Source organism: Christiangramia sp. (genome assembly GCF_029937855.1).
Classification (GTDB): Bacteria; Bacteroidota; Bacteroidia; order Flavobacteriales; family Flavobacteriaceae; genus Christiangramia.
Map to the genome: position 1 here is coordinate 24388 of NZ_JAPYPC010000018.1, position 24289 is coordinate 48676.

Consider the following 24289-nt stretch of genomic DNA (forward strand, 5'->3'; position numbering starts at 1 on the left):
GTAGGGTGGGGAAGCCGTGGCAATTTATGAAAAAGAAATCTATTGTTAAAGCTTTACTAAACTCATATAAAATCTTAAAAATGGTATATTTGAATACAAGTTGAAGATAGCGGTTAAGGAGCGGCTAACACCTCGCAGATATTGGTCGCTCCAAATAGTACTAAAGATGGTTAATAATTGGTTCATTATCCATTTTTAGCTAGAAAGGAGCTTCGTTTTCGTCGTATATGATATCTATTACTTCACCATCAGGATAGACAATTTGGATAACATTATACACCTCATGGCCTTTAATTTTAACTTCACCTTCACTATCTAATTTTTGTTTGAGTTCCAAATCACAAATGAGTAATGTACCGCTGGAAAAATTAAGATTCTTCTGAATGACCATTTGCTGAAATCTTTTGTCTTTCATTTTGAAGTTAAAAGCTTTATCATTATAAATTCCTCGCCAGTTCGCTCTACTTCTTTTAAGTACAGGAGAAACTATTTCTATTTCTACGTTATTTTTGAAATCTGGTTCGATATCGGCTTCATTAATAATGAATTTTGAGAAATCTTTTTTTGGTACAACATTTTCTTTTTCCAATGGCTCAAGATCAGCGTTTACTTGCCTCGTTGCAAAACGGATAATTTTATCTTCACTATTGAGGAATCTGTAAAAATTCGATTTTGAAATTTTTACTTTATTAGTTTCCGCCGCATATAAGGCAAGTCGATCTTTTAAATTAATTACTTCAGGAGAATGTTCTTTTTTTAAATCTATTTCTTCTAACTCTTTCTTTAATTTCTCAATTTCTAATTCAAGTTTTTGTTTCTTTAGCTTCTCAGTTTCAGTATCTGTTTTTATATTATTGGCTACCACATCTGCTAAAATTTTACTGATCAAACCACCAAAATAAACTGCAATATTCCTGATACTTTCATTTTCAGGAGCGGTTACAAATTCATAAAAGGTCTCAAGTCCTCCTTCTTTTCTAGGCAGAACATTAGTTTTAACCTCAATTTTTAAAATTTTGGCTACTTCTTCTACTATCTTTATAAATTCTGCTTCCGCTAAATTAAATAGCTTAGCATTCAAAGTATGATCATGATTCTCTAAATAGAAGTGAAGCTCTAAATAATTTCTTTTATCCATATATCGATTTTATAAGCGGAGTAGTAATATAATAATTATAAAGTATAAAGACTTTATCAGGTTTAATCCTGTAAGATCTCTGAAATTCAGTATGAGGTTAAGAGTAATGAATTTGGAGTAAATTGAACTTCATGAAAAAATAAGTGTGAATATGATTAACGTAATTCAAAAATAATTGTGTTTAGCTAATTTTAAAATCAAACAACTCTTTAGGATAAACTTCCAGTCCTTTAGACAATTCTAAAACAGTAGATAATTGAATATTTCTTTCTCCTTTTTCAATTTTGCTTATATGACTATAATCAATATCACACCGTTGCGCTAATTTCCGGTAGGTAAGGTTTTTTGAAGTCCTAATTTCTTTAAGTTTTTTGCCGAAATAAATTAAAAAATCGTCTTTTGATAGTTGATCATCCATTGGAAACTACTTATTCAAAGCAATCTGAAGATTTTTAACATAAAAATTGTGGCATTTAAATACCACAAAAACAAATTTTTATTATATTTGAGTCATTATTAATATATTGCGAACTTCTTAGAATAAAATATTAGAAGCATTCGCTTAGAGTCTCAGACAGAAAACTGGTAATTTTTAGCAACGAGATGATAAGTGTGAATGCTCACGACCCGGGGCGTGGGCTTTTTCTTATCGTTGCATGGTATACCAGTACCTCTGTTTGATAAGTTAAGTTTCACGCCCATTTTTTTGCGTAAAATTTTCTTCTCAAGCATTTGTTTCTTCACTAAAAAGACGTCGCTACAATTAACCCTACATTTTAAAAAAAGGTCAAAGCGGCCGGCATTCCCTACGGAGTGTTTTTATCAAGCTTGTTTACGGGAACGAGGTAAATTCCGCTAATAATCCCGTGGGATACTGTAAACAGTTTATTGTATTACAGTAGTTGGGTGGGCAAAAGCCAATTCTCATGTAGAGATGGCTTTGGGAACGGTGATTTTTTGCTCCAATTTAATAGTTTGTTTAGCCAATAAAAAATGCATATGGAAAAAAGAAAAGTGAACACTCGTTTTGACGGGTAAAAGCAAAAAAGCCTTCCCTTGAGATTGCAGTCGTACAGGGAAGGCCTAAGCTTTAATAAAACAAATGTTTCATTTAACTAATGTAAAATTATGAAAAATTTTTACAAGCGGGGCATGCTTATCATCATGTTCCTCTTAGCCATGGCCTTATTGGTCATGTTAGCGATGGGTCAAGCCAAAGCGGCTACCCTCTCCCCTACCATTTATTTTTACCAACAGGAAATTACTGGCAAAGTCTCCGAGCCCAAAGGGAAACCATTAGAAGGCGTAACTGTTTTTATTAAAAATAAACGAGTTGGTGAGGTTACCGCAGCAGACGGATCTTATGCTATCCAGGCTAGCCCAGGGGACACCCTGATATTCTCATTTATAGGTTTTAAATCACAGGAGGTTGCAGTTGGTAATCAATCTACCATAAATGTTGTCCTAAATGAAGATATTGCCTCCTTAAACGAAGTGCTTATCAATGCCGGGTACTATACCGTAAAAAGACGTGAACGAACCGGTAACATCTCCCGTGTCACGGCTGAGGAAATAGACAAACAGCCAGTGATAAGTCCATTACAGGCTTTACAAGGAAGAATGGCGGGTGTACAGATCACCTCTGGAGGAACCAATCCGGGAGCGGCTTCCACCATACAGATTAGGGGAGTTAATAGTCTAAGGAGTGAAGGCAATTATCCTTTATATATTATTGATGGGGTACCAATTAGTTCCATTCCCGTAGAAAGTAATTCTCTTCTAGGAAATTCGGGTCTCGACCCTTTAAATAACCTAAACCCTGCAAATATTGAAAGTATTGAGGTTCTTAAAGATGCCGATGCCACAGCTATTTACGGTTCTCGTGGAGCCAACGGGGTGGTTCTTATCACTACAAAAACAGGTTTAAAGTCTAGTAAAGGACTTGAGATGAGGGCCTATACCGGCATATCTTATGTACCTGGAAAAATGGATTTGCTTGAAACACCGCGATATCTTGAATTAAGAAAAGCAGCTTATGAAAATGACGGTATTGAACCTAATGCCAGCAATGCCTATGATCTTTTGGTATGGGATCAGCAACGTTATACGGACTGGCAGGAATATGCATTTGGTAAAAATGCAGAGGTAACTAATGCTAACCTAGCCTTTACTGGAGGAAAAGACCTAACCTCATTTAGAGTAGGCGGCTCTTGGTTTAGCCAGGGCACCGTATATCCCGGTGATTATAATTATCGCAAGCTTACCGGTAATTTAAGTCTAAACCACTCCTCCCAGAACAAAAAATTAAATTTACAGGTTTCCCTGAATTATGGCCTTGATAAGAACCAACTTACCGGAGATCTCAATGTTGGTGCCTTAAATTTTCTACCTCCTAACGCACCGGCCTTATTGAATGATGATGACTCCCTGAACTGGACCGAATGGGCTGAGGCCGGTATAAAGAATCCTCTGGAAGGCTTTTTTAATAGTAATGACATCCAGACAAATAATTTTATCACGAATGCAGGTATTTCTTATGAAATTGCAAAAGGCTTAACTCTGAAATCGAGTCTTGGATACACACGGTATGACAGTGACGAATTCTGGAAGTTGCCCGCACGGTCATATAACCCGGCGGGTAATCCCATAAACCGATCAGTACATCTAAACTCCGTTAGGAAATCATGGATTGTAGAACCCCAGTTGGTTTACAATGTCCGTTTTGGAAAGTTAAATATGGATCTACTACTGGGCGGTACCATTCAGGAAAATACCAACTCACGTCAAAGTCTGCAAGGTATAGGTTATGCTTCTGAGGCACTTATTGGCAATCTGGCGGCCGCAGAGAGTATATTGAATGCACAAAACTCCACGGTTGAGTATAGATATGCTGCGCTATTCTCACGATTGGGATTGAATTGGGATAAAAAATATTATCTCAACCTAACCGGCCGAAGGGACGGATCCAGCAGGTTCGGACCTAATAAACGCTTTGCCAATTTCGGAGCTATTGGGACAGCCTGGATCTTCTCTGAAGAAAGTTTTATGAAAGATCATCTCAACTTTCTCTCCTTAGGTAAACTTCGCGCAAGTTACGGCAGCACGGGGAATGACCAAATTGGTGATTATGGATACCTCGACGCTTATGGAGCTACCAGAGGACCAGGAGGTCTTTTTCCTACCGGATTGGCCAATCCCGATTATTCCTGGGAGATTAATAAAAAATTGGAAGTGGGACTGGAGTTGGCTTTTTGGAATAACCGGGTCAATTTAGGAGGAAGCTGGTATCAAAACCGTTCCTCCAATCAGCTGGTAGGATATACGCTTCCTGCAATCACTGGTTTCGGATCTGTCCAGGCCAATTTACCGGCAACAGTCGAGAACCGGGGAACTGAGATAGAATTTAGTAGTATTAATATTGATAATTTGAATTTCAAATGGCAGACTTCTTTGAATATAAGTTTTCCAAAAAATGAACTCGTGCGTTATCCAGGTATTGAGGAGTCTTCATACGCCAATACTTACCGCGTTGGTGAGCCTTTAAATATTTCGCTGAATTATAACTATACAGGGATAGATCCGGAAAGTGGTTATTATTCTTTCCAAGATGTGAATGGTGATAGCAGACTGGATTACCAGGACAGAATCATTGTAGAAGATCGAACCAGCGAATTCTTTGGCGGTTTAAACAATAGCCTTAGCTACCAAAATTTTCATTTGCAGTTTTTATGGCAATTCGTCAGGCAAAATGGAAAACTGATATATTATAACGCAGGAAGGCCGGTAAATATCCTCTCAGGATATAATACCGATGACTTTCAACAGCCAACTCAGTCTTATCAGGGAGCCCTGGCTTATTCAAATGCTATTAACAGCTCACTCTTTACGAGTGACGGTTCTTTTCTCCGTTTAAAAACCCTCTCTCTGAGCTATGATCTTCCAAAGCAATTTCTTCAGCGTATAGGCATAAACAAATTTCAGTTGTTTTTTAACGGGCAAAACCTCTGGACAATCACGTCTTATAAGGGTATGGATCCTGAAAATTCTTATGACGGTAATTTTATAGGTAACCTGCGAAGCCTTACCGCAGGAGCTCAAGTAAACTTTTAAAACTATATAGTAATGAATATAAAAACATTAATAAACCGAACTCTTTTTTTATTGTTTTTGGCCAGTAATTACTCTTGTGAGAAACTGGTAGAGATCGATTCTCCTACCGATAAATTGGTAAGAGAAGTGGTGTTCAATAACGATCAAACAGCAATTAGCGCCATGGACGGTATCTATAATGAACTTTTCCAGGCTGATTTCTCAAGTGGTTCAAGATCGAGTGTTACCGTACTGGCAGGTTTATCGTCGGATAATGTTCAGTATCTCAATTCAGGAAATATCAATATGATGCAGTTCCAGGAGCATGAAATCGATCCAAGCAATCCGGGTAACTTACAACTATGGACCAGTGCTTATAATATCATCTATTTATGTAATTCTTTGATCGAAGGTTTAGAAAATTCTTCTTCCATTGATGCAGAGCTGCAGCAGCAGCTTGAAGGAGAAGCAAGGTTCGTTCGGGCTTTCAGTTATTTTCAATTGGTAAATCTCTATGGAGATGTACCGTTGATACTGAACACCGACTATCGGGAAAACGCATTAAAAACGAGAGTAGAAGTCGATGAAATATACAATTTAATAGAAGAAGACCTACTGATTTCATCAGAAACTCTGAGTTCTTCATACAGAAATGGCGAAAGAACCAGCGTGAATAAGTTTGGGGCAAATGCTCTTCTGGCCAGGGTATATCTCTATCAGGAAGATTGGCAGAAAGCTGAAGATTATAGCAGCCAGGTAATTAATGAAACTGCTACTTACGAAATACTAGATAACCTGGATGATGTTTTTCTGGCAAATAGCCGGGAGGCCATATGGCAAATTTCTCCAATCGGGGGTGGCGGAATAGCCTCTAATACGAATGATGGTAGTATGTTTATTATCGATCCTTTCTTTTCTTTTTTTGCCACATTAAAATTAGATGCATCCATAATTCCTGAATTTAATGAAAGTGATATTCGCCGTCAGAATTGGGTTGGATATAATTCATCAAAAGATGCTTTCTTCAGTCATAAATATAAGATTGATGCCAGTTCAGAATTTCCCATTAAGGAATATTCTATGGTTTTACGTTTAGCTGAGCAATATCTAATTCGGGCAGAAGCAAGAGCAAATTTGGGTAAGATCAACGATGCACTGAATGATCTTGACGTGATTCGTAAGCGAGCGGGGTTACCTGCTTTAACGGAGATTACACCAGGTATAGCTGAGGAAGAATTAATGGAAAAGATATTTCGCCAGCGAAGGCTTGAACTATTTACAGAATGGGGACATCGCTGGTTTGATCTTAAAAGAACCGACCGAACTACAAATGTTTTTGGGAATAACCCAACCTGGCAGAATACAGATATACTTTATCCAATTCCAGCCGAAGAAATTTCGAAGAACCCAAACTTAATTCAGAATGATGGCTATTAAAAAACATTATGCTTTTATCCTACTCTTTGGTTTTAGCACCTTCCTCTCCTACTCTCAAATTTTTCAGCAAAGTTTGTCTGAAAAAGCTATACCTCTGGATAGTACGGTGAGATTTGGAGTACTAGATAATGGTTTTACATACTATTTGAAGAATAATAACAATCCTAAAGGCGAAGTGGTTTTAAAAATGTTGGTGAAATCCGGAAGTTTCCATACCGACGAAGACCAGATTGAATATGCGCACCTTTTGGAACACGTAGCAGTAAAGGATCTTGAAAAGTTCAAAGATCTGGATGTAATCCTTACTGTAAATGGTATTCATCTTACAGCGTTTACGCGACGACTTTCTACCGGTTATACCCTACGAATACCTAACTATAATCAGGAGAAACTCAACCTTGGACTGAATGTTTTGGAACAATGGGCAGAAGGTATTGTAATTGATTCCTCCCGGCTGGATATGCATGCAGGAAGTATTCTTGGCGAAATGCGACCTAATGATACATACGCGAGCAATCTTTATGATAAAAAATTAAAAATCATTCTTAAAAATATAGAATTTCCGTTTAAAGATAGCAAGGAAAGTATTGAAAGTATAAAAACGCTGAATATTAATCGCTTAAGAAATTTTTATAAAGACTGGTATAGACCAAATCTACAAGCGGCAATTGTGGTAGGTCCTATCAACCTGGACAGCATAGAAAATGTCTTCCGTAATAAGTTCTCACGGTTATCGGGGCCAAAGATCGAAAGGGATCCTTCGTCAGCCATTAAAAAGTTCAATTATCAGTTAACCGGAAAAAATCAATATGAATCCATAAAGGATACCCTAAACACTAATTGGAGGTTAAATATAATTTCCAAAAGACCTAACCATGAGTTTAAAATTAAATCAGAGAAAGATTTTTATATAGCTGTCATTCAAAATTTATACGAACTCATAATAACAGAAAGAAACAGAAATTATTTAAGTCAATATAATCCAAAATTCTCGGGTAACGCAGTTAGTTACCACGGGAATGGAGCTGCCAGTAGTCAGGTTAGTATAGGGTTAATGAATATTGAACTGGGATCTGAACCCTCAAAAATAGGAATTAAGATTGCTGATGCGGTAGAAGCTGATAAAATCATTCATTCCAATTTTACCCTGGAAGAATTGAACGAAGCTAAGGAGAAGCTCATATCAGCATGGAAGGACGAATCTTTAAGTTCCATCAATTTAGCAAATCAATATGAAAATCATTTTGTTTATCAGAATTCAGCACCTTCTGAAAACAGACTTAAAAATCTGCAAAAACTGCTACAGGAATTGACTCTTTCCGAGCTACAGAACTTTTCAGAAAACCGAAAGAATTTACTCAAAGACACGGATTTTATTTTTATTAATGTTCCCGAGACTTTCATTCCGGGAGAGAAAAAAATCGAAAGGATTATTTCAAAGGTATATAAGTCTAATACACCGGAAAATCATTCTCCAATTAACAAGATAGATGAGATTAAGGAAGTAATTAAGGTAGAAGAGATATCCGAACTTAGTCTGAATGAAGACGTAATAGGTATTACTACCCTAAAATTAAAAAATAATATTAAGGTATTATTCAAACCAACAGCCCCACAATACTCACAATTCAAGAACCGGATTGAGTTTTTGGGCTTTCAACCTATACGGTTTGATGGTGATTCAATTAATTATGAACTCGAGTTATTAGCACATAATTATCCTACATTCACAGGTACCGATCACCATAATCATTTTCAGATAGAAGAATTTAAGCGTAATCATAATATGAAATTGAATTTTGGTTTCGATCATGCTAATTTTCTCATAGAGGCTCAGTTCTATAAAAAAAACTTACACGATTTTTTCAACCTATTATATCAGTATATTCAATCCCCTGAGGATCACGACCAGGCTTTTCAATATTGGAAAAAGAAAAGGATTCAACGAAAAAGTCCCTATGCAAATAAAGGAGGGTCTAATTTTTTCAAGGAAGGAATAGAAACAATTTGGAACCCTTTGTATCCAAATCTTGACAAGATCTCCTACGATGATATTAATAAGAAAGCTTTAATGAAAGCTTACAAAGATCATTTCTCTAATTTCAACGAATATACTTTTATCGTTACTGGAGATTTCAAAACTAAGGAGTTGGTTAAAGAAATATCACTCTATCTGTCTGAGTTTCCAGTATCCGGTCGTAGAGAAGGAAAAAAAATTACTGAATGGAGTAACAGGAGTGAAAATATAAATGACACCTTAATATATCCCGGAATTGGTCAATCATTTTCTGAAATATTCTTGCCCATAAAAATAGAGCCAAGCATAAAGAATCAAGTGTTACTGAATCTTGTTAATACTGCCTTCTATGAAAGACTGGTAAAGGTTCTGCATGAGGATTGTTATGCACCAGGGGCTGGCGGACAATGGATCGATTTGAACGATAGTTTATATGCTTTTCACATTAGATTCAATAGTGAGCTTGGTAACGAACACAATATGTTTTTAAATTCAATGAATGAAATCAAAAAACTGAAGAAAGACGGGATTGATAATGAGTGGTTGGAAGCTCATATCAAACATGCGAGTCAACTTTTTAAATCCCGAATCAATTCTTTTGGATATTTCAATTTTTGGCCACAATTTTTAAAAAAAAGTCTGGAACAAGGGAGGAATTATGAAGAGTACATTTTACAATATACTGGAATATTGGAAAATTTTGTAACCCAGGAAGATGCAAATAAGGCTATTAATAACTATATTAAAACAGATAATTTACAGAAGTTTCTTGTATTGCCTGAATAAACCAGAAAGGGGAAAAATAAATAAAAGCCTACCGGCTAATTAACCGATAGGCTTTTTTATCAATTTCTATTGAAGAATTATTATGGTGCCATCACTTTGTTCCTTTTTGGTAGACAGATCCATCTCGTCATAAAGATCATAGATCGGTCCACCGGCACCAAACTGAACTCGACAAACTTCGTTGCCGCCGGTACAGTTTTGTTCAGGAACAGCTCTCCAGGTACCGTTATCATTCACATAGTCATTGGCAACAACTTCAGGTTGCTCTTCAATTTCGCTTCCCAAGTTTGTAAAGGACATGCCTAATACTACCAGAAGCGCCATAATCGGAATTAAAAATAACTTTTTCATATTATTAAAGTTTAAATTCACCTACTCTTTCAAGGATTTTCGGCTTCTCCTACTTTCTGCGCAAAAAGATTTTATAATTTCTTTCATTGGGTCTAAAAGCCAGCATGATACTGAAATGTAAAGAAGTAATAAAAATCTTAGTATTTCAATTTTTATAACTCTGTCATTTTACAATAGTAAATTTCACCAAATCCTGTCAAAGAAAATGGTTGCTAAAGCCGTTAAACTATTCTATTATAAAATCGACCGTTGATAATCCCTTCTATATTGAGAAGGTGTCTGCCCGAATTGTTTGCGGAAATTCTTGGAAAAATGAGAATGATCCTTAAAACCGCATTTTTGAGTAATCATGGAAATTGGTAATTCCGTAGTTCTAATCAAGAGTGCTCCTTTGTCAAGCCTTTTTTCCATATGAAACCTATGGATGGTAGTGCCATACATTTCTTTAAATCCTTCTTTGAGTTTCGTTTTATTAGTACGATGAATAAGACCTAATTCTCTAAGAGATGGAAGATCGGTATGAAGATTTTTAAGGATATAAAGCCGTACTTGTTTCAGTAAAATTTTTGTTGCAGCGCTGTCCTTTTTTCCTGATTTTAATGAATGTCTTATACTACTTACTTTTCTCAGAGGTTCTTCACCATTCGTAAAACGAAAAGCTGTAATGACATATGCACAGGAGGGATCTACTCCCACCATCCTTTGAATAGTGCAAGGACATCTATGTAATCCTTTATTTTCAACAATGAAGTCAACAGGAATAAATTGCTGATACATTTTTCCAGTAGCTGAATCAAGTTCGTCCGTCAGCGCTTTCTCCGAGTTTTTTGAAAGAATTTCAGAAACCGGGCAGTCAAATTTGTCCTGATTCCATTTCAAAATTTCAGGAGTGTTGGAAGAATATGACGTGATGTAAAAATCCTTATCTAAAAAGATTGAAAATTGTATTTCCGGTTGCTTTATTTCCTGATTTGCTCCAAAACAAAAATTATATATTTCCTCTGACATCATATTCAGCAGTACGGTAACAGTATCAATGGGATCTCTTCTGCCGGAAGGCTCCTGACGAAACATGAAGTTACCACAGGCAATTTCTATGATTTGCTGATATAAAGAATTGAATCTCATTTTATCCTCATTGTTGAATGCATATTCCATAATTCTTATATTAAAGATTACTATTTATAGTCCTGCAGAAACAAAAGCGCCTTCTTTTTATCTTTAAATACCCGGATAGGGTAATCCGGGGTGCTTGTTTTTATAAAGAGTTGAGTAATAGCCATCGCATGATCATCTTTCACCAGAAGAGCCAGAGCTGTCGTCATAAAGGCACCTTCTATTGCGAGATAATCCCTGGCTTCCTTCTGTGCATTGGTAATGGCCCTTAGATCACAAAATATAGGATACGAATTTTCATTTTGCAGCTGCAAACGTTGACTAACGATCTCTCTGGCCATACTCCTATTGATCTCATAAATTTCTTTATAGACAAAGAATAAGATCCCCTCAGAGATCCACATTTTCGCGTAGGTTCCATCCACCACCATCCCGTAAAGTTTTGGATATCACTAATATATAATAAATAGTCTTATCAGAACACCTTAAATGATTTCATTTAACATGTTTTAAAATTATAACATAGATTTTACCTGCATTTGGATGAAAAGCCGTATGACTGTTCTGAAAAGACTTTTACCAATAACGGTTAGATTTATAATAATTTTTTGTCATAGTTTAATATGAGAATTTTCAAATCTATAGTTATGGCAAAAATAAAACACAACAATTTTCTGGATACCGTAGATGAAGTAATTACCAATGCAACTAAAGCAGGAGTTTTACATTTGCATGCTGAGGGATCAGGATTGAATGGAAGGAAAATAAAAGTTAATGGAATAGAATCCTTTCATTTCGGAACCACGGGCTACCTCTGGGTCTGGAACAAGACCAGCGTCTTAAAAATGCTGCTATAGATGCCATTCAAAAATATGGTACTCAATTTCCACTTTCAAAGACTTATATCTCACATCCATTGTATGCGAGGTTAGAAGAAAAAATAAAAGAGATCTACAACAATCCAATTCTTATAACCAAGAACAGTACGCTAGGTCATATCGCAGTTTTACCGACGGCAGTTAGAGATGAGGACGCGGTAATTTTAGATCACCAGGTGCATTGGAGTGTTCAAAACGCTGCCCAATTACTTAAGATAAGAGGTATTCCCGTGAGTTTGATACGTCATAACTCGCTGGACATGCTGGAAGACCGAATAAAGAGATTATCAGGAAAGGTTAAAAAAATATGGTATATGGCAGATGGGGTTTATTCCATGTATGGTGATTATGCCCCCATAGAAGATCTTATCTCCCTTTGTGAAAAATATCCTCAGCTGCATTTGTATTTTGATGATGTGCATGGAATGAGCTGGAAGGGCCATAATGGTGGTGGCTATGTAATGGAAGTCCTAAAAGAACTCCCTGAAAATATTTTATTATTTGGCACCCTAAGCAAAACCTTTGGAGCCTCGGGTGCGGTCTTGGTCTGTCCAGATCGAAAACTCTTTAGAAAAATTAAAAATTTTGGTGGCCCCCTCACCTTCTCTGCCCAACTGGAACCCAGCGCTGTTGCCGCGGCAAGTGCTTCGGCAGACATTCATCTTTCTTCGGAGATTTATTCACTACAAAAAGCTCTTCAGATGCGGATAAATTATTTTAATGAATTGCTTTCAAAAACCAACCTGCCCTTAATTTCAAAGAACGACTCCCCGGTTTTTTATATTGGTACGGGCTTACCCGCCACCGGCTATGATTTTGTGAAACGAATGCTGGATGAAGGATTCTTTGTAAACCTGGGATTATTTCCAGCGGTTCCTGTGAAAAATACCGGGGTAAGAATTACGATTTCCTGCCACAATGAATTAGAAGATATTAAAGCCCTGGTGGATGCCTTGGAGAATCATTACGAAAAAGCGCTAAAGGCAACTAATAATACTTTGGAAAGGGTTGGCAAAGCTTTTAATATAAGCGTGAACCCAACTACGATAAAAGAAAAATCAGACTCAGATGTATCGGTGATTTATGCGGAAAGCATCGAAGACATCGATACAGATCTATGGAATAAATTACTTGGAAATCATAATATGCTTAATAAAGAAGGACTTCAATTTCTGGAAAAATGCTTTTCCCATAACGATCAAAAAGAGCATAACTGGAACTTCCATTATTTTATAATTACAGATCAGAAGGATGATCCAATTTTAGCTACATTTTTAACCAGCGGCTTATGGAAGAATGATATGCTTGCACCGGAATCGGTATCTAAAGCCATAGAGCAAGACAGGGAATCCAATCCCTATGCGATGACTACTAAAGTACTGTCTATGGGATGTCTCTTTACCGAAGGGAGTCATTTGTATTTAGACCACAAGCATTCACAATCTGAGGAAGCTATCAAAGAACTCTTATTAAGAATCGAAGCGCTGGGAGAAAGACTAAGAACTGGAATGTGCGTTCTGCGCGATTTTAAGAAATCTACAGCCTTAGCAGAAGTTTTCCAAAAGGAAGGTTATATTCCCGTCTCCATGCCAGATTCCTGTGTAATTAATAATTTAGAATGGAACAGTGAAGAAGAATTTCTGGAAACATTAAGCTCCCGGTCTCGAAAACATTTCAGAAAAGAGGTACTGCCGTTTGAAGATAAGTTCCATATATCAATTTTAGACTCCCCTACTCCTGAAAAAATTGATATCTATCATGAACTCTATAAAAATGTGAAATCAAAAAATTTCGGATTAAACACTTTTACCTATCCAAAGAAAGTATTTCAAAATATGGCATCCGATTCAAACTGGGAGTTCATCGAATTAAAACTTCAAAAGGAAAAGCAGATAGCCGGCGTCATGTTCTGTTACAAAAATAAAGGAGGTATATACGTCCCCAATTTAATCGGAATGGATTATGAATATTCCAGGGAATATCAGGTATATCGTCAGTTATTATATCAGACCATAAAAAGGGCTAAGAACTCAAACTTTCAGAAAATAGATTTAGGTTTTAGCGCCTCCTTTGAAAAACGAAAATTTGGTGCAACCATAATTGAGAAACAGGCTTTTATTCAAACTTCCGATAATTTCCTGTTAGAACAATTGGACATGATGAGAAATGAGATTTCATAATTGATATTGTAATCGCGGTCCTTACCTAGTCTTTATAAAACCAAACAATTTGAAGATCCCGTTACCACACTATTTTTTAATGATTCAAGGTAATAATAAGATGTTTGATGACGTAATACATGAGTTTCACAATAGTTTGAACACTAAGGTGGTACCAATCCCTCATCCCTTAAAAAAAGCGGATAAAGGGATTGATATTTCAAATCACACCCTTTCTAAATTAAAAGAGATTGTGGAAAAAGAGGATTTTGAAAACACCCCGGACGAGATCGAATTCTTTAAAAAAATCAAACCCTGTCCTATGAGCTATCTCATCTATTTCTCAGAAGTACGATCCTGTGAGACTCGTAAACCTAAAGCAGGTAAGAATTTTCAATTTCGATTTTTTGAGAAGGAACTACGTAAGATCAATAAGTTCTTTTATAAGAATAATGATTTTGTCCAATATATGGAACAAGGGCATGAATACCTGGATCACCAGCTTTTTACCAGGAACCATCGTAAGAACTATCCTTTCACTCCCATGATCAATTACTACCAGTATCCTGAGTTTTCAAGCTCTCATGATATGCTATGGGCAAAGATCCAGGCTATGTATCGGCTTATCCATTTCATTAGAGAAGCAATGGAAACTCTACGACCAGGAAAACAAAGTGGTTTGATGGATAAAAAACATAAGGTCATGTTGTGGTCAGGTTCAAAAACTTCATTGGTAGAACTTATCTATGCCTTATACGCCAATGGAGATCTTAACCATGGTACTGTAGATATCAGCACAATCACTTCTTCTTTTGAGGATTTCTTCAATATCAAACTGGAGAACATCTACAAAACCTACTCTGAAATAAAGTCCCGAAAAGGTCCCAGAGCAAAATATCTTCATAATCTTATCCTGCGTTTGGAAGCTAAGATGAACCAGGATGATGAAAAATGAACTTTTCGTAGTTACGAGTTACTACGAAAAGTTCAAGAACTGCCGTACAAAATCAATTTTCTAATAGTTTGGTTTATAATTCTAAGCAATACTTCCCCAAAAAAGACCATACTATAGCAATAGATATTAAATGTTAAATGTTATCGTAACTACGAAACCCATAGGGAAAGATATCCACCAAACAGTACCAATTTAGTAGAACGAAAGTCAAACTATGATAGGGGCTATCAATTAAAAAGCTTTAACCGTTTGGTAGTCCCTTTCTATTAAAAATGTTCTATTATGCCAACAAGTATTATTACCACAGACGATCTTCGAGAATTCAAAATGGAATTGCTCGCAGAATTAAAAACCCTCTTTACCAAACAAAATTCCGGGACACTGAAACGCTATCTTAAATCCTCAGAGGTTATGGATCTGCTTCAAATAAGTCCGGGTACTTTACAAAATCTTCGAATAAATGGTACCCTGCCATATACCAAGGTAGGTGGGATTATTTACTATGATGTCCAGGAGATTCAACGGGTGATGGATGAAAACAGAGTAAAACACAATTTTGACCTATAAAGGATGAATTATATTAAGCAACTCAACGCAGCTTTTGAAAAGTTCTTTTTTGACGAGCGCCTAAACCCAACCCACATTAGCCTGTATATGGCCTTATTTCAGGAATGGAATAGTAGCCGGTTTGCAGATGTATTTTTTGTAAACCGTAGGGAACTGATGCGCGTGGCTAAGATAGGCTCTAAATCTACCTATCATCGTTGTATCACAGACCTTGATTCATGGAATTACCTCTCGTATTTTCCATCCAATAATCCTTACAAGGGAAGTAAAATTAAGATGGCCATTATCGGGACTACTGATGAACCGGTTATGGGCGACTACGATCCCATATTGGAACAGCTTGCGGAACAGTACTATCCCAAAGATGAACCAGTTGTGTACCAGCACCATCCCAGAAATGGACAAGCTGTGGACCCACACCGTCCCGCCAGTGGACAAGCATTAGTACCTTATATAAACAATACTAAACAAATAAACATTAATAAACAGCCAAAGGGCAGGCAGGCCGTTTTAATTTTTTTTGAAGAAAAAGGATTTAATGCTGATGAAGGAAAAAAATTCTTTGATCATTACCACTCCAATAATTGGAAAACAAGTGATGGAAACGAGGTAAGGGACTGGCAAGCCTTAGCGATCCACTGGATGGATAGAACAGAATTATTCAACGAAGATAACAAGGAAATAAAAGAGGAAGCGTCCCATAATCAGGACAACCTCAAGACTATTAAAACCAAGAATTATGCACAACCCCTCTAAAATAATCGAAGGCGGCGTAGAATATTCTTTAGGCAGGTTTGATGGAAAATCCGTGCAGTATGATTTTCCGAAAATCCTGGTGTATCTGAATGCGAAAGGTAAGCTCCTCTTTGGAGAAAAGTTTAAAATTTACAAAAAGGATAAAGATATCTTATTAAAGCTATGCTCCTACTTCATCAAGGATAAGGAAAATTGCAAAAAATTTGATATTGACCTAGATAAGGGACTCTTACTTACCGGTCCCGTAGGATGTGGTAAAACAAGTCTTATGAAACTCCTATATTTCTTAGTGCCCCACCAACGAAAATATGTTGTGATGCCCTGCCGGAATATTGTTTTTGCCTTCAATCATTTAGGATATAAAACCATAGAAGATTATGGAGAAAGTAGTTTTTTCTGTTTTGATGATATGGGTGTAGAACCCATGGGGCGGCATTATGGAAAAGATTGCAACGTGATCGGGGAAATCCTGCTCTCCCGTTATGATCTTTTTCTTGAAACCAAACTGAAAACCCATGCTACTACTAATTTAAATGCAGAGGAGTTGGAAGTGCGCTATGGAAATAGAGTACGCAGCAGGATGAGGGAATTGTTTAATTTGATTGCTTTTGATGAGCGGGCCCGGGATAAGAGGAAGTGACGACAAAAAATAAAAACTATAATTAATCCGTAAGAATTAGTGTTAATATTTTGATATATTTATAGGCATAGGGCAGAAAATAAATTTTATAAGCCAATGAAACTTCATTGGCTTTTTTATTTTATAGGCACTATAAAAAACTTGGCTTTATAATTATCTATGGACAGTTTTAATTTATACAGAGAAGCAAAGGAGCAATATGAGAAATTAATACCTGAGAAAAACGATGGATTAATTCTTTTATCTCTATATGCAAAATACAAGGATAATGACTTTACAGAAGAGAATATTATATCAACTATTTCCAGGGTCTTCAAGGATCAGGGCAATGAAAGCTCAAGGACTGAATACAATAGGAATAATACTATTATTCTTAGGTTTCAAGAGTCTTTTCTATGGCGAAATGCTTCTAAGAAAACTTATCAATTCAAAAAATATGGATTAGAACTTTGCCAGAATATAGAAAGACGATTAATCGAAAAATACAATCCAGCAAAAATCAAACGATTCTTTGCTGAGCTTCATAAAAGCCTTACTGAAAACATTGAGGAAAATGGAGACTTCAATGAATGGATTACAGACCATTTTGAAATTAGGCTTCCTGAACTTACTTCCCAAATAGAAATATTAGACCAACAGGTAAACGAATCCGTAAAGGAATTTAAAACAGGAATAAATTCTGAAGACCAAGGCATACTCGATGTTCTTAAAGGTATCGAAATACGTCTTGAAGTAATTAAGGAACAAGCATCTGAACTTAGAAATGCATTTCAGATTTCCTATGACATTGATGACCTTTTAATAGGTCTTCTCGAAGAGAACAAAGGACAAAATTATATCTCAAATATTCATAGGGTTCAGAATTTTCACGATAATTCTAGAAGTCAGTTAGAACAGGTTAGTAAAAGAATCGAAAAAATAAAGCCAAGAATCAGAGAGTTCATTTATGATTTCAACAAAAAGAACTTTGAGAGAAAAACTAATAAATTCATTAATTATCTGCTACAAGAGTCAGTAGTGGTTAGGGATGGGAGCTCAAAAAGAATCCAGCTTCCTGATAACCTTTCAGCGTTATTCATAAAGTCCAGAACTCTCAACCTCAAATTCAATGTTATACCACTTAGGGAAATAAGCCCAAAACTACCTATTGAGGTAACTAAGAGAAAGGTCGATGTTCATAAAAGAAAAGAACTATTAGAAAAGACCTTGAAATGGAAACGGGACAAAGAAAGAATCCGTTATTGGACCAATTTGGCATTTAAAGAATTGGAGGTACAAGATTCCCTTGATTTCACAACATTTTTCTTTAAAATTCTAGAAGAAGATCAACTAACAATCGCTGTTAAAACAGCCCACAATATCATAAGAAAGAACACTACATACAGGAATAAATACAATGTAGATATTAAAAAAGAACCAGTGCACGACATTGCAAAAAAAGGGATATCCTTATGGCAGATGACAATACAGAAAAAATAGAAATGTATAGTTTTTTAAACAACAAGAAAGCGAAAAGCGTTTTCGCAAAACTTGACTACACACTCAGAAATGGCATTCATATTCAAAGGGAATACCCTTTGAACGTGAACCTTTATCGATTTTTGAATGAGTCCGAAAACTATGAATCGCTTAAAAATTATTATAAGGATTTTTTTAATTTAAATTTAATAAAAGAAGGTACAGACTTCAACAATTACTACTATTTAAACTTTAATGAAGACGGTAAAGGCAATGTGCCCACTGACAATCGGGATTACTTAAAAAGCGAATATATTATTATAGGAATGTTATTCTTAAAAATGTTTAAGCTAGACGGAAACATCGAGTTGGATAGTGTATCTGAATTCACTTCTCTGTTATATGAAGAATATGAAGAACAGAAAAACGCACTAAGGAAGCTGATTAACGATAATTCTTCCGATAAGAGTACAGATTTGAGCGACCAAAGATTCGAAGCAGTAATAGCCAAATCTTTCGAAAAATTCGGGGATTTAGGCTGGTTAAAATGGGAAAAAGAAGATGAGAAGGACAAATTTAAAATAATGCCATCCTTTGAACGCTTGCGTGTTAACTATCAACCACAAATCGAAACAATTGATGATTTGATAAAGGAAGTAAAAGATGCAGAATAATTACCCTCGTATATACAGCCTATCAACAATTGGCATGAAGCAACATTTCAATGCTGATTATCTTTTCCATCCTTACAGAACAGACTTCAGTGGCGAGAGTGGCAGCGGAAAAAGTATGATAGCAGATATGATTCAATTGATTCTTGTTGGTTCAGGTGAATTTAAATCTGCAACCGAAGGCAATAAGCAAAGAGATGTCAAAGGGATGCTAATTAACAAAAAAGGACATTCATCGTCTAGAGGTTATATTTTTCTGAATATTGAAGTTAGTCCAAAAAAATACTACGTCATTGGGGCTTATATTGAGGGAACCAGTAATGCAGCTGAAATGTTCATTATTCAAAACGGATATGATTGGGACAATCTAGCTACTTTAAGCAAACCTATCCTAAATAAGGATTTATTAATAGATAACAAGATTGACACACTTAAGAATCTTTGCGAAAATATTGAATTCGCAAGGATGAAATCTTTCAGAAGGAAGAACTACCATCAAATTCTATATGATAATGCAATTCTGTCTTTAGATTTAACTAAAGATGAAACTCTCAAAACTTATGCACATATCCTAAGGTCTTTTTCAAGAGGTAAAGGTTTTAAGACTGAATCTGAGGATTTAAAAAAATTCCTTTTTGGCGATGATGAAAAAAACGCCATAATAGAAAAGTACAATGAAGAAGTTGAAAATATAAGTAATGACTTCCACGAACACAAAAGGTATTCTCAAGAAATAGAACTTATAAATGACAAGCAAGTTTTACTGAAAACTGTGCTGGAAAAACAAAAGAACTACAAAACCACCTATAAGGAATATTTAATAAAAAAATTCAGCTACTGGAATACTTTCAAGAAGAAAACAACTACTCAAAAGCTCAAAACAGTTGAGGAACTAAATTTTAAAAAGAACGAACTACAATTTCTCGAAAATGAAATTTTGAAATTAAAAATAGAGGACTTCAAAGAGTTGTTGGATTCTAAGAAAAAAAATTGTTCAACTGACTGATAAAGATGAAGATAAAAATGATATAGCAAAACAATTTGTAGACATAGGTCAGTCCAAAATTCAAATCGAAGTCGCAGAGAAATGGCTCACTTCTCACGATAATGATGTTGAAAAAGTAAACAAATGGTTTGCTTCTCAACGACTAAAGAATAATAATAAATCTGTATTACTAGAATTCACAAAATATCTTTCTACTAATAATATTTTAGATGCTTTTAAAGCATCCAATTGGCTAACTGATTACAAGGAAGAAAATAAGGAACACTCCAAAAAAATGGACGATTTAGAGAAAGTCATTGCAGAACTAGAATCAGTATCAAGATTCTCAGACCTGAACAACTCTGAATCTTTGGTAAATTGGGCTATAGATAATCTCGAATTTCCGCTATCACACATTCTTGAAAGTGTATTAATCTATTTTCAAAAATATGGAAAAGTCAAGCCCTCAGAAGTAAATTCTAAAAGATACGTCCCATTTCCGGAACAACTTTTTCACAATATAGATTCAAATATCAAGGATGAAAGCGAACACGGATTTTGGCTCAATCTAGAAGGTGTATATGAGTTTATAACGTATTCAGAACATCAGGTTCTCAATGTCAAAAATCCAAGTGATATTATAAAATCTTTATCTAAACTTAAGGAAGGTGTTGAAAAAAAATTATCCAAGCTTATAGCTGAAAAGAAGAATGAAGAACACCTTAAAAATACGCTGTTTGAATACAGTAATCTTGAAAAACATATTGGACTTTTTAAAATAAAGGATGAGCTACTTAATTTTAAAATTGACGATAGCTTGGAAGGCCTAACTGAAGATACTTTTAAACTTCATATGCTGGCATATAAGAACAAAACTAAAATCCTCAAACGATACAACTCTTTGCAAAAGGAATATGAGGAATTTACGAGTCGAAAAAGCCAACTAGAAAATCACCAAAAAAGAATAAAACAATTACAGACAGATCTTTTCGGGGATGACACTTCTATTGATGCTCAATTAATAGAGGAAATAATTGCTTCTAAGGAACAACATTTGGCAGAGCAAGAAGAAAGCCTGAAAGAAAAGGACTTTAATGAAAAGTTATTTTTTGATACTCATACCAAAAACATCGTTAATAAAAAGAATCTTTCCGAATTAAAATATCAACTTTTAAGTTCTATTAAGGATTTAGATATAGAAATCGGTCAAAGAGAAAAGCAAATCACATTAGCTCAAGATGAAATAACGGAAACCAAGCAACTAAATAAGCAGCTTTTCAAATCGGTGATTAAGTTTGATGAAAATATTAAAGAAACCACAAATCCTGATGATGGTGGAAACAATTCTTTCCAAGTCAAAGCAAATAAGACGCAACTCGCATATATCGAATATTTAAAGATAATAACTAAAGATATTCCGTATGATGAAACGGCTTCTATTGGACAATTGGCAAATTATCTATTGCCAACTGTATTCCCTACTACCAAAGTCGATGAAGATTTGATTGAAAACGATATTGTTGAGAGGTTGAACAAACTGACTCAGGATATTCAGGAAATCGGTTCTAGAAAAGTGGAAATATTGGGAAGTATATTTAATGACGTTTATAAAGTTTATACAGGATACTTAACCAAGATTAATGAGATTGACAACTATCTTAAAAAGGGAAACAGAGGAATTACTGGCGGTAACAAGGCGTCATTAACCTCAAAAAAATCAATCCACTACCCAGAGAATTGGCTTACCACTTTTAGGAAACAGCTACATAATCAACTTAGCTATACAGGTTTGTTTAGTGAACTACGTGAGGAAATTGATATTAATGAGATGATGGTTAAAGCATTTCAAAAACTTGGTGGTAGTACTAAAGTTGAACCTGAAGATCTAATGAACCCAAAATCTTATTTTGATTTAGTTTTTGAGTTAAAACTCGAAAATGAAGAGGTCAATTCTGGTAGTAATGGCCAAACCTATGCGGCAAATGCTTTATTGTGCTTGGCTAGGTTGTCATTAATAGATGAAAAGGATAAAGAAGGATTAAAAATTATGCCAATAGACGAAGCAGAAGGTTTGGGAAGCAATTATGATATGTTGCACGAACTCGCGAAAAAAGAAGAATATCAAATTATTACGATGGCAATCGAGACCGCAGGCGAAATAACAGATAACGGTCAATTCATATACATTATGAACGAAAACAACTTGGCCAATGTAGATAGCTTTGTACCACCTCTAGGGATATTCTCTAAAGAAGTGACTGAAGACATTGACCAATACATACAATCTCTATTAAATGATGAATAAGAATATTGCATGGAAGGAGTTAAAGGCTCTCGATGATTTGTATCGGCATAAAAGAACTAGAGCTGTTATTCAAGGGCATCCTTACATTAACTATCTCATACACGAAATAGGTATTCTGGATTTAAAGCCGGACAACATAAAAGTTATAGTTTCCACTGATAGGTTTGAAACGTTCTATGAAAAGGAATTTAAAAAACCTTATGAAGAAGCTAAGAAGTTTTTAATAGAAAATGGCATTAAGCCAACAGCCAACAAAGCCTTTACCATTGAGGACGTAAAAACCCTAATGCTAATTGCAGAAAACAAAGCTGAATTAAAGAGTAACCCTACAAATATTGAAGACTTCTCAAATGAGTTTTTTGGTACCTCAAAATATCTTAAGAATAGAACGAGTATAAGAAAAGCAGTTTTTAAAATTTTGGATATCTCTCAATTTCCGTTTGACGAGAAAGAAAATCAATGGCGATTGGTAGTTGATAACACACAACCAAAAGCCGTAATAATGTGCGAAAATAAATCCTTTCTTAAACAACCTTGGATTGCTAAGGAAACACAAACAAAATTATGGTACGTTGGCGGAAACAACATCGCGATTATAGATGACATAGACGAAAAAGGTTTTTCAAAGCCAATCTATTATTCTTGTGATTGGGATTTAGCTGGCTTACAAATTTATTCGAGAATAAAGACTAAACTTAAAAACCGAAACAAGAATATTCATCTATTGTACCCGAATGAACCGCATAAAAGAATAAGCACATATATTGATTATCATAATAGTCATTGGGATTTGACGAAATCATTATCTGGTTTAAAACTTGAAGATTTTTCTAAAAAAGAATTAAAACTTATTAAAACCCTTATAGATAAAGAAGAATGGATTGAAGAAGAGTCTTTTAATTTACAGCAGATGATTTGGGGTATTCTGTAATTTCTTTATGAGAAAAAGTGATTTATATAGTTCCACAATTATCTCTTCAATTACCTTGAGTATTTCAATTCCTATATCTCGCATCGCCATCTAAATTCTTTATTAAACTTTTTAAAGTCGCTAAACCCAAGGCTTGATAAGATTGAAGCTCCTGATAGTAAATTGCTTCATCTTCATTACTCAAAAACCCTAAATCCGAAAGTACAGAAGGATAATAACCAACCATTTTATTAGCACCTGAAAATTTGCAAACTTCACTCCCCTACTTTCCAAACCCTTGGATTATCCGAATCATTTCAATGCACCGAAATAAATAACTAATGGTACATCCTTCTTCTCATTTAGCTCAAGAAATTTCTTTGCAATTTCCATCACTATATCCAGTACCTGAATACCATTTATTCCAATGGCAACTGAATCGTTCCCGTCGTGTCCTGGATCAATGATAATTATTTTTTGATTCTGAGATCCCTGCCAGAAAATGAAACACATTTTCAAGAGCAACGTCAGAAATCTGACGTTTTTGAGTGTTTTCTAAATTCTCAATTTTCAGGTTATCAACAACTTACAACTTGATATTCATAGAATTTAATACCAAATAATAGCAACGGAATTGAAATAAAACCAAATAATATTTTATTCACAAATCCTTGATTTTCAATTATTTAAAACTATTTATGTGTAATTTTTCTTTAACGAAAACAACATCAAAAATCTAAACTTTTCCGTTATGAAAAAATCAATCTTTTTGGCCACGTTTGCTTCCCTAATTTCAACATCACTCTTTGCACAAATTGGGGGAATTGAAAATTCCGTTAACGATGTTTCTGATACTATTAGGAGCATCTTCCCTATTATCCTGGGGGTCATCTTCCTTATTGGATTTCTTTTTAATGCTGGTCATTTCTTTGGAGAAAATTCTGATCTCAAAAAAGGAATCACCAGGGTACTGGTCTTTGTTCTCATTGCCGGCGCTGTCGTAGGTATTTTTTCCTATTTGATAACCATTGTAGTATAAGATCCTGAAGTAATAATGAACTAAACGTTATG

At 35.3% G+C, this 24289-nt stretch carries 21 protein-coding genes; 15 read left to right on the plus strand and 6 right to left on the minus strand.

Features of this window, described 5'->3' with window-relative positions; genetic code table 11:
* Positions 1 to 199: 199 nt before the first annotated feature.
* Entirely contained in the window at positions 200 to 1138 is a 939-nt protein-coding gene (locus Q1K34_RS10565; protein ID WP_300438283.1) for a hypothetical protein, read from the minus strand.
* Positions 1139 to 1319: 181 nt separating this feature from the next.
* Complete coding sequence (locus Q1K34_RS10570; RefSeq protein WP_300438285.1) at positions 1320 to 1556, minus strand: helix-turn-helix transcriptional regulator; 237 nt, start codon at positions 1554 to 1556, stop codon at positions 1320 to 1322.
* Between the two features lie 710 nt (positions 1557 to 2266).
* Between Q1K34_RS10570 and Q1K34_RS10575 the strand changes: the two genes are divergently transcribed.
* From Q1K34_RS10575 to Q1K34_RS10585, 3 genes are read left to right on the plus strand one after another with little or no spacing between them, the layout of a single operon-like run.
* Positions 2267 to 5248 (plus strand): SusC/RagA family TonB-linked outer membrane protein, encoded by a 2982-nt coding sequence (locus tag Q1K34_RS10575; RefSeq protein ID WP_300438288.1) that lies wholly within the window; start codon positions 2267 to 2269, stop codon positions 5246 to 5248.
* 12 nt (positions 5249 to 5260) lie between these two features.
* Entirely contained in the window at positions 5261 to 6664 is a 1404-nt protein-coding gene (locus Q1K34_RS10580) for a RagB/SusD family nutrient uptake outer membrane protein (RefSeq protein WP_300438291.1), read from the plus strand.
* On the plus strand, positions 6651 to 9467 hold the full coding sequence (locus Q1K34_RS10585) for an insulinase family protein (RefSeq protein ID WP_300438294.1): 2817 nt from the start codon (positions 6651 to 6653) through the stop codon (positions 9465 to 9467). Before Q1K34_RS10580 ends, Q1K34_RS10585 begins: the two co-directional genes overlap by 14 nt.
* A gap of 66 nt (positions 9468 to 9533) precedes the next feature.
* On the opposite strand, the gene Q1K34_RS10590 is transcribed toward Q1K34_RS10585, so the two are convergent.
* The 3 genes from Q1K34_RS10590 to Q1K34_RS10600 form a co-directional block, all read right to left on the minus strand.
* Positions 9534 to 9818, minus strand: a complete 285-nt coding sequence (locus Q1K34_RS10590) for a DUF6520 family protein (protein ID WP_156282088.1) — start codon at positions 9816 to 9818, stop codon at positions 9534 to 9536.
* A 234-nt stretch (positions 9819 to 10052) separates the two neighbouring features.
* On the minus strand, positions 10053 to 10976 hold the full coding sequence (locus Q1K34_RS10595; protein WP_300438299.1) for an AraC family transcriptional regulator: 924 nt from the start codon (positions 10974 to 10976) through the stop codon (positions 10053 to 10055).
* 20 nt (positions 10977 to 10996) lie between these two features.
* Entirely contained in the window at positions 10997 to 11365 is a 369-nt protein-coding gene (locus tag Q1K34_RS10600) for a hypothetical protein (protein WP_156282092.1), read from the minus strand.
* A gap of 216 nt (positions 11366 to 11581) precedes the next feature.
* On the opposite strand from Q1K34_RS10600, the gene Q1K34_RS10605 reads away from it, so the two are divergent.
* The 11 genes from Q1K34_RS10605 (at position 11582) to Q1K34_RS10655 (ending at position 23239) form a co-directional block, all read left to right on the plus strand.
* Complete coding sequence (locus Q1K34_RS10605; RefSeq protein ID WP_300438302.1) at positions 11582 to 11791, plus strand: hypothetical protein; 210 nt, start codon at positions 11582 to 11584, stop codon at positions 11789 to 11791.
* Between the two features lie 47 nt (positions 11792 to 11838).
* Positions 11839 to 13992, plus strand: coding sequence for an aminotransferase class I/II-fold pyridoxal phosphate-dependent enzyme (locus Q1K34_RS10610; protein WP_367183324.1), 2154 nt, complete (start codon positions 11839 to 11841; stop codon positions 13990 to 13992).
* A 79-nt stretch (positions 13993 to 14071) separates the two neighbouring features.
* Positions 14072 to 14926, plus strand: a complete 855-nt coding sequence (locus Q1K34_RS10615) for an RteC domain-containing protein (RefSeq protein WP_231608392.1) — start codon at positions 14072 to 14074, stop codon at positions 14924 to 14926.
* A 282-nt stretch (positions 14927 to 15208) separates the two neighbouring features.
* Complete coding sequence (locus Q1K34_RS10620) at positions 15209 to 15493, plus strand: helix-turn-helix domain-containing protein (RefSeq protein WP_300438311.1); 285 nt, start codon at positions 15209 to 15211, stop codon at positions 15491 to 15493.
* A 3-nt stretch (positions 15494 to 15496) separates the two neighbouring features.
* Positions 15497 to 16249 carry a hypothetical protein gene (locus Q1K34_RS10625; RefSeq protein ID WP_300438313.1) on the plus strand — a complete coding sequence of 251 codons (753 nt, stop codon included), beginning with the start codon at positions 15497 to 15499 and terminating at the stop codon, positions 16247 to 16249.
* Positions 16233 to 16889, plus strand: a complete 657-nt coding sequence (locus Q1K34_RS10630; protein ID WP_300438316.1) for an ABC transporter ATP-binding protein — start codon at positions 16233 to 16235, stop codon at positions 16887 to 16889. Before Q1K34_RS10625 ends, Q1K34_RS10630 begins: the two co-directional genes overlap by 17 nt.
* A gap of 159 nt (positions 16890 to 17048) precedes the next feature.
* The gene (locus Q1K34_RS10635; RefSeq protein WP_300438318.1) at positions 17049 to 18368 is read left to right on the plus strand and encodes a hypothetical protein; all 1320 of its coding nucleotides are present in this window, start codon (positions 17049 to 17051) and stop codon (positions 18366 to 18368) included.
* Positions 18341 to 19021, plus strand: coding sequence for a hypothetical protein (locus Q1K34_RS10640; RefSeq protein WP_300438321.1), 681 nt, complete (start codon positions 18341 to 18343; stop codon positions 19019 to 19021). Before Q1K34_RS10635 ends, Q1K34_RS10640 begins: the two co-directional genes overlap by 28 nt.
* Positions 19011 to 20024, plus strand: a complete 1014-nt coding sequence (locus tag Q1K34_RS10645; RefSeq protein WP_300438324.1) for a hypothetical protein — start codon at positions 19011 to 19013, stop codon at positions 20022 to 20024. The genes Q1K34_RS10640 and Q1K34_RS10645 overlap by 11 nt, the downstream gene beginning before the upstream one ends.
* A 274-nt stretch (positions 20025 to 20298) precedes the next feature.
* Positions 20299 to 22308: a hypothetical protein gene (locus Q1K34_RS10650; RefSeq protein ID WP_300438327.1), complete on the plus strand. Its 2010-nt coding sequence runs from the start codon at positions 20299 to 20301 to the stop codon at positions 22306 to 22308.
* Positions 22298 to 23239 carry a hypothetical protein gene (locus Q1K34_RS10655; protein ID WP_300438330.1) on the plus strand — a complete coding sequence of 314 codons (942 nt, stop codon included), beginning with the start codon at positions 22298 to 22300 and terminating at the stop codon, positions 23237 to 23239. Before Q1K34_RS10650 ends, Q1K34_RS10655 begins: the two co-directional genes overlap by 11 nt.
* Positions 23240 to 23530: 291 nt before the next feature.
* Here Q1K34_RS10655 and Q1K34_RS10660 read toward each other — a convergent pair whose 3' ends face one another.
* Entirely contained in the window at positions 23531 to 23731 is a 201-nt protein-coding gene (locus Q1K34_RS10660; RefSeq protein WP_300438333.1) for a hypothetical protein, read from the minus strand.
* A 238-nt stretch (positions 23732 to 23969) separates the two neighbouring features.
* Between Q1K34_RS10660 and Q1K34_RS10665 the strand changes: the two genes are divergently transcribed.
* The gene (locus tag Q1K34_RS10665; protein ID WP_026934533.1) at positions 23970 to 24257 is read left to right on the plus strand and encodes a hypothetical protein; all 288 of its coding nucleotides are present in this window, start codon (positions 23970 to 23972) and stop codon (positions 24255 to 24257) included.
* The last annotated feature ends 32 nt before the right edge of the window (positions 24258 to 24289 follow it).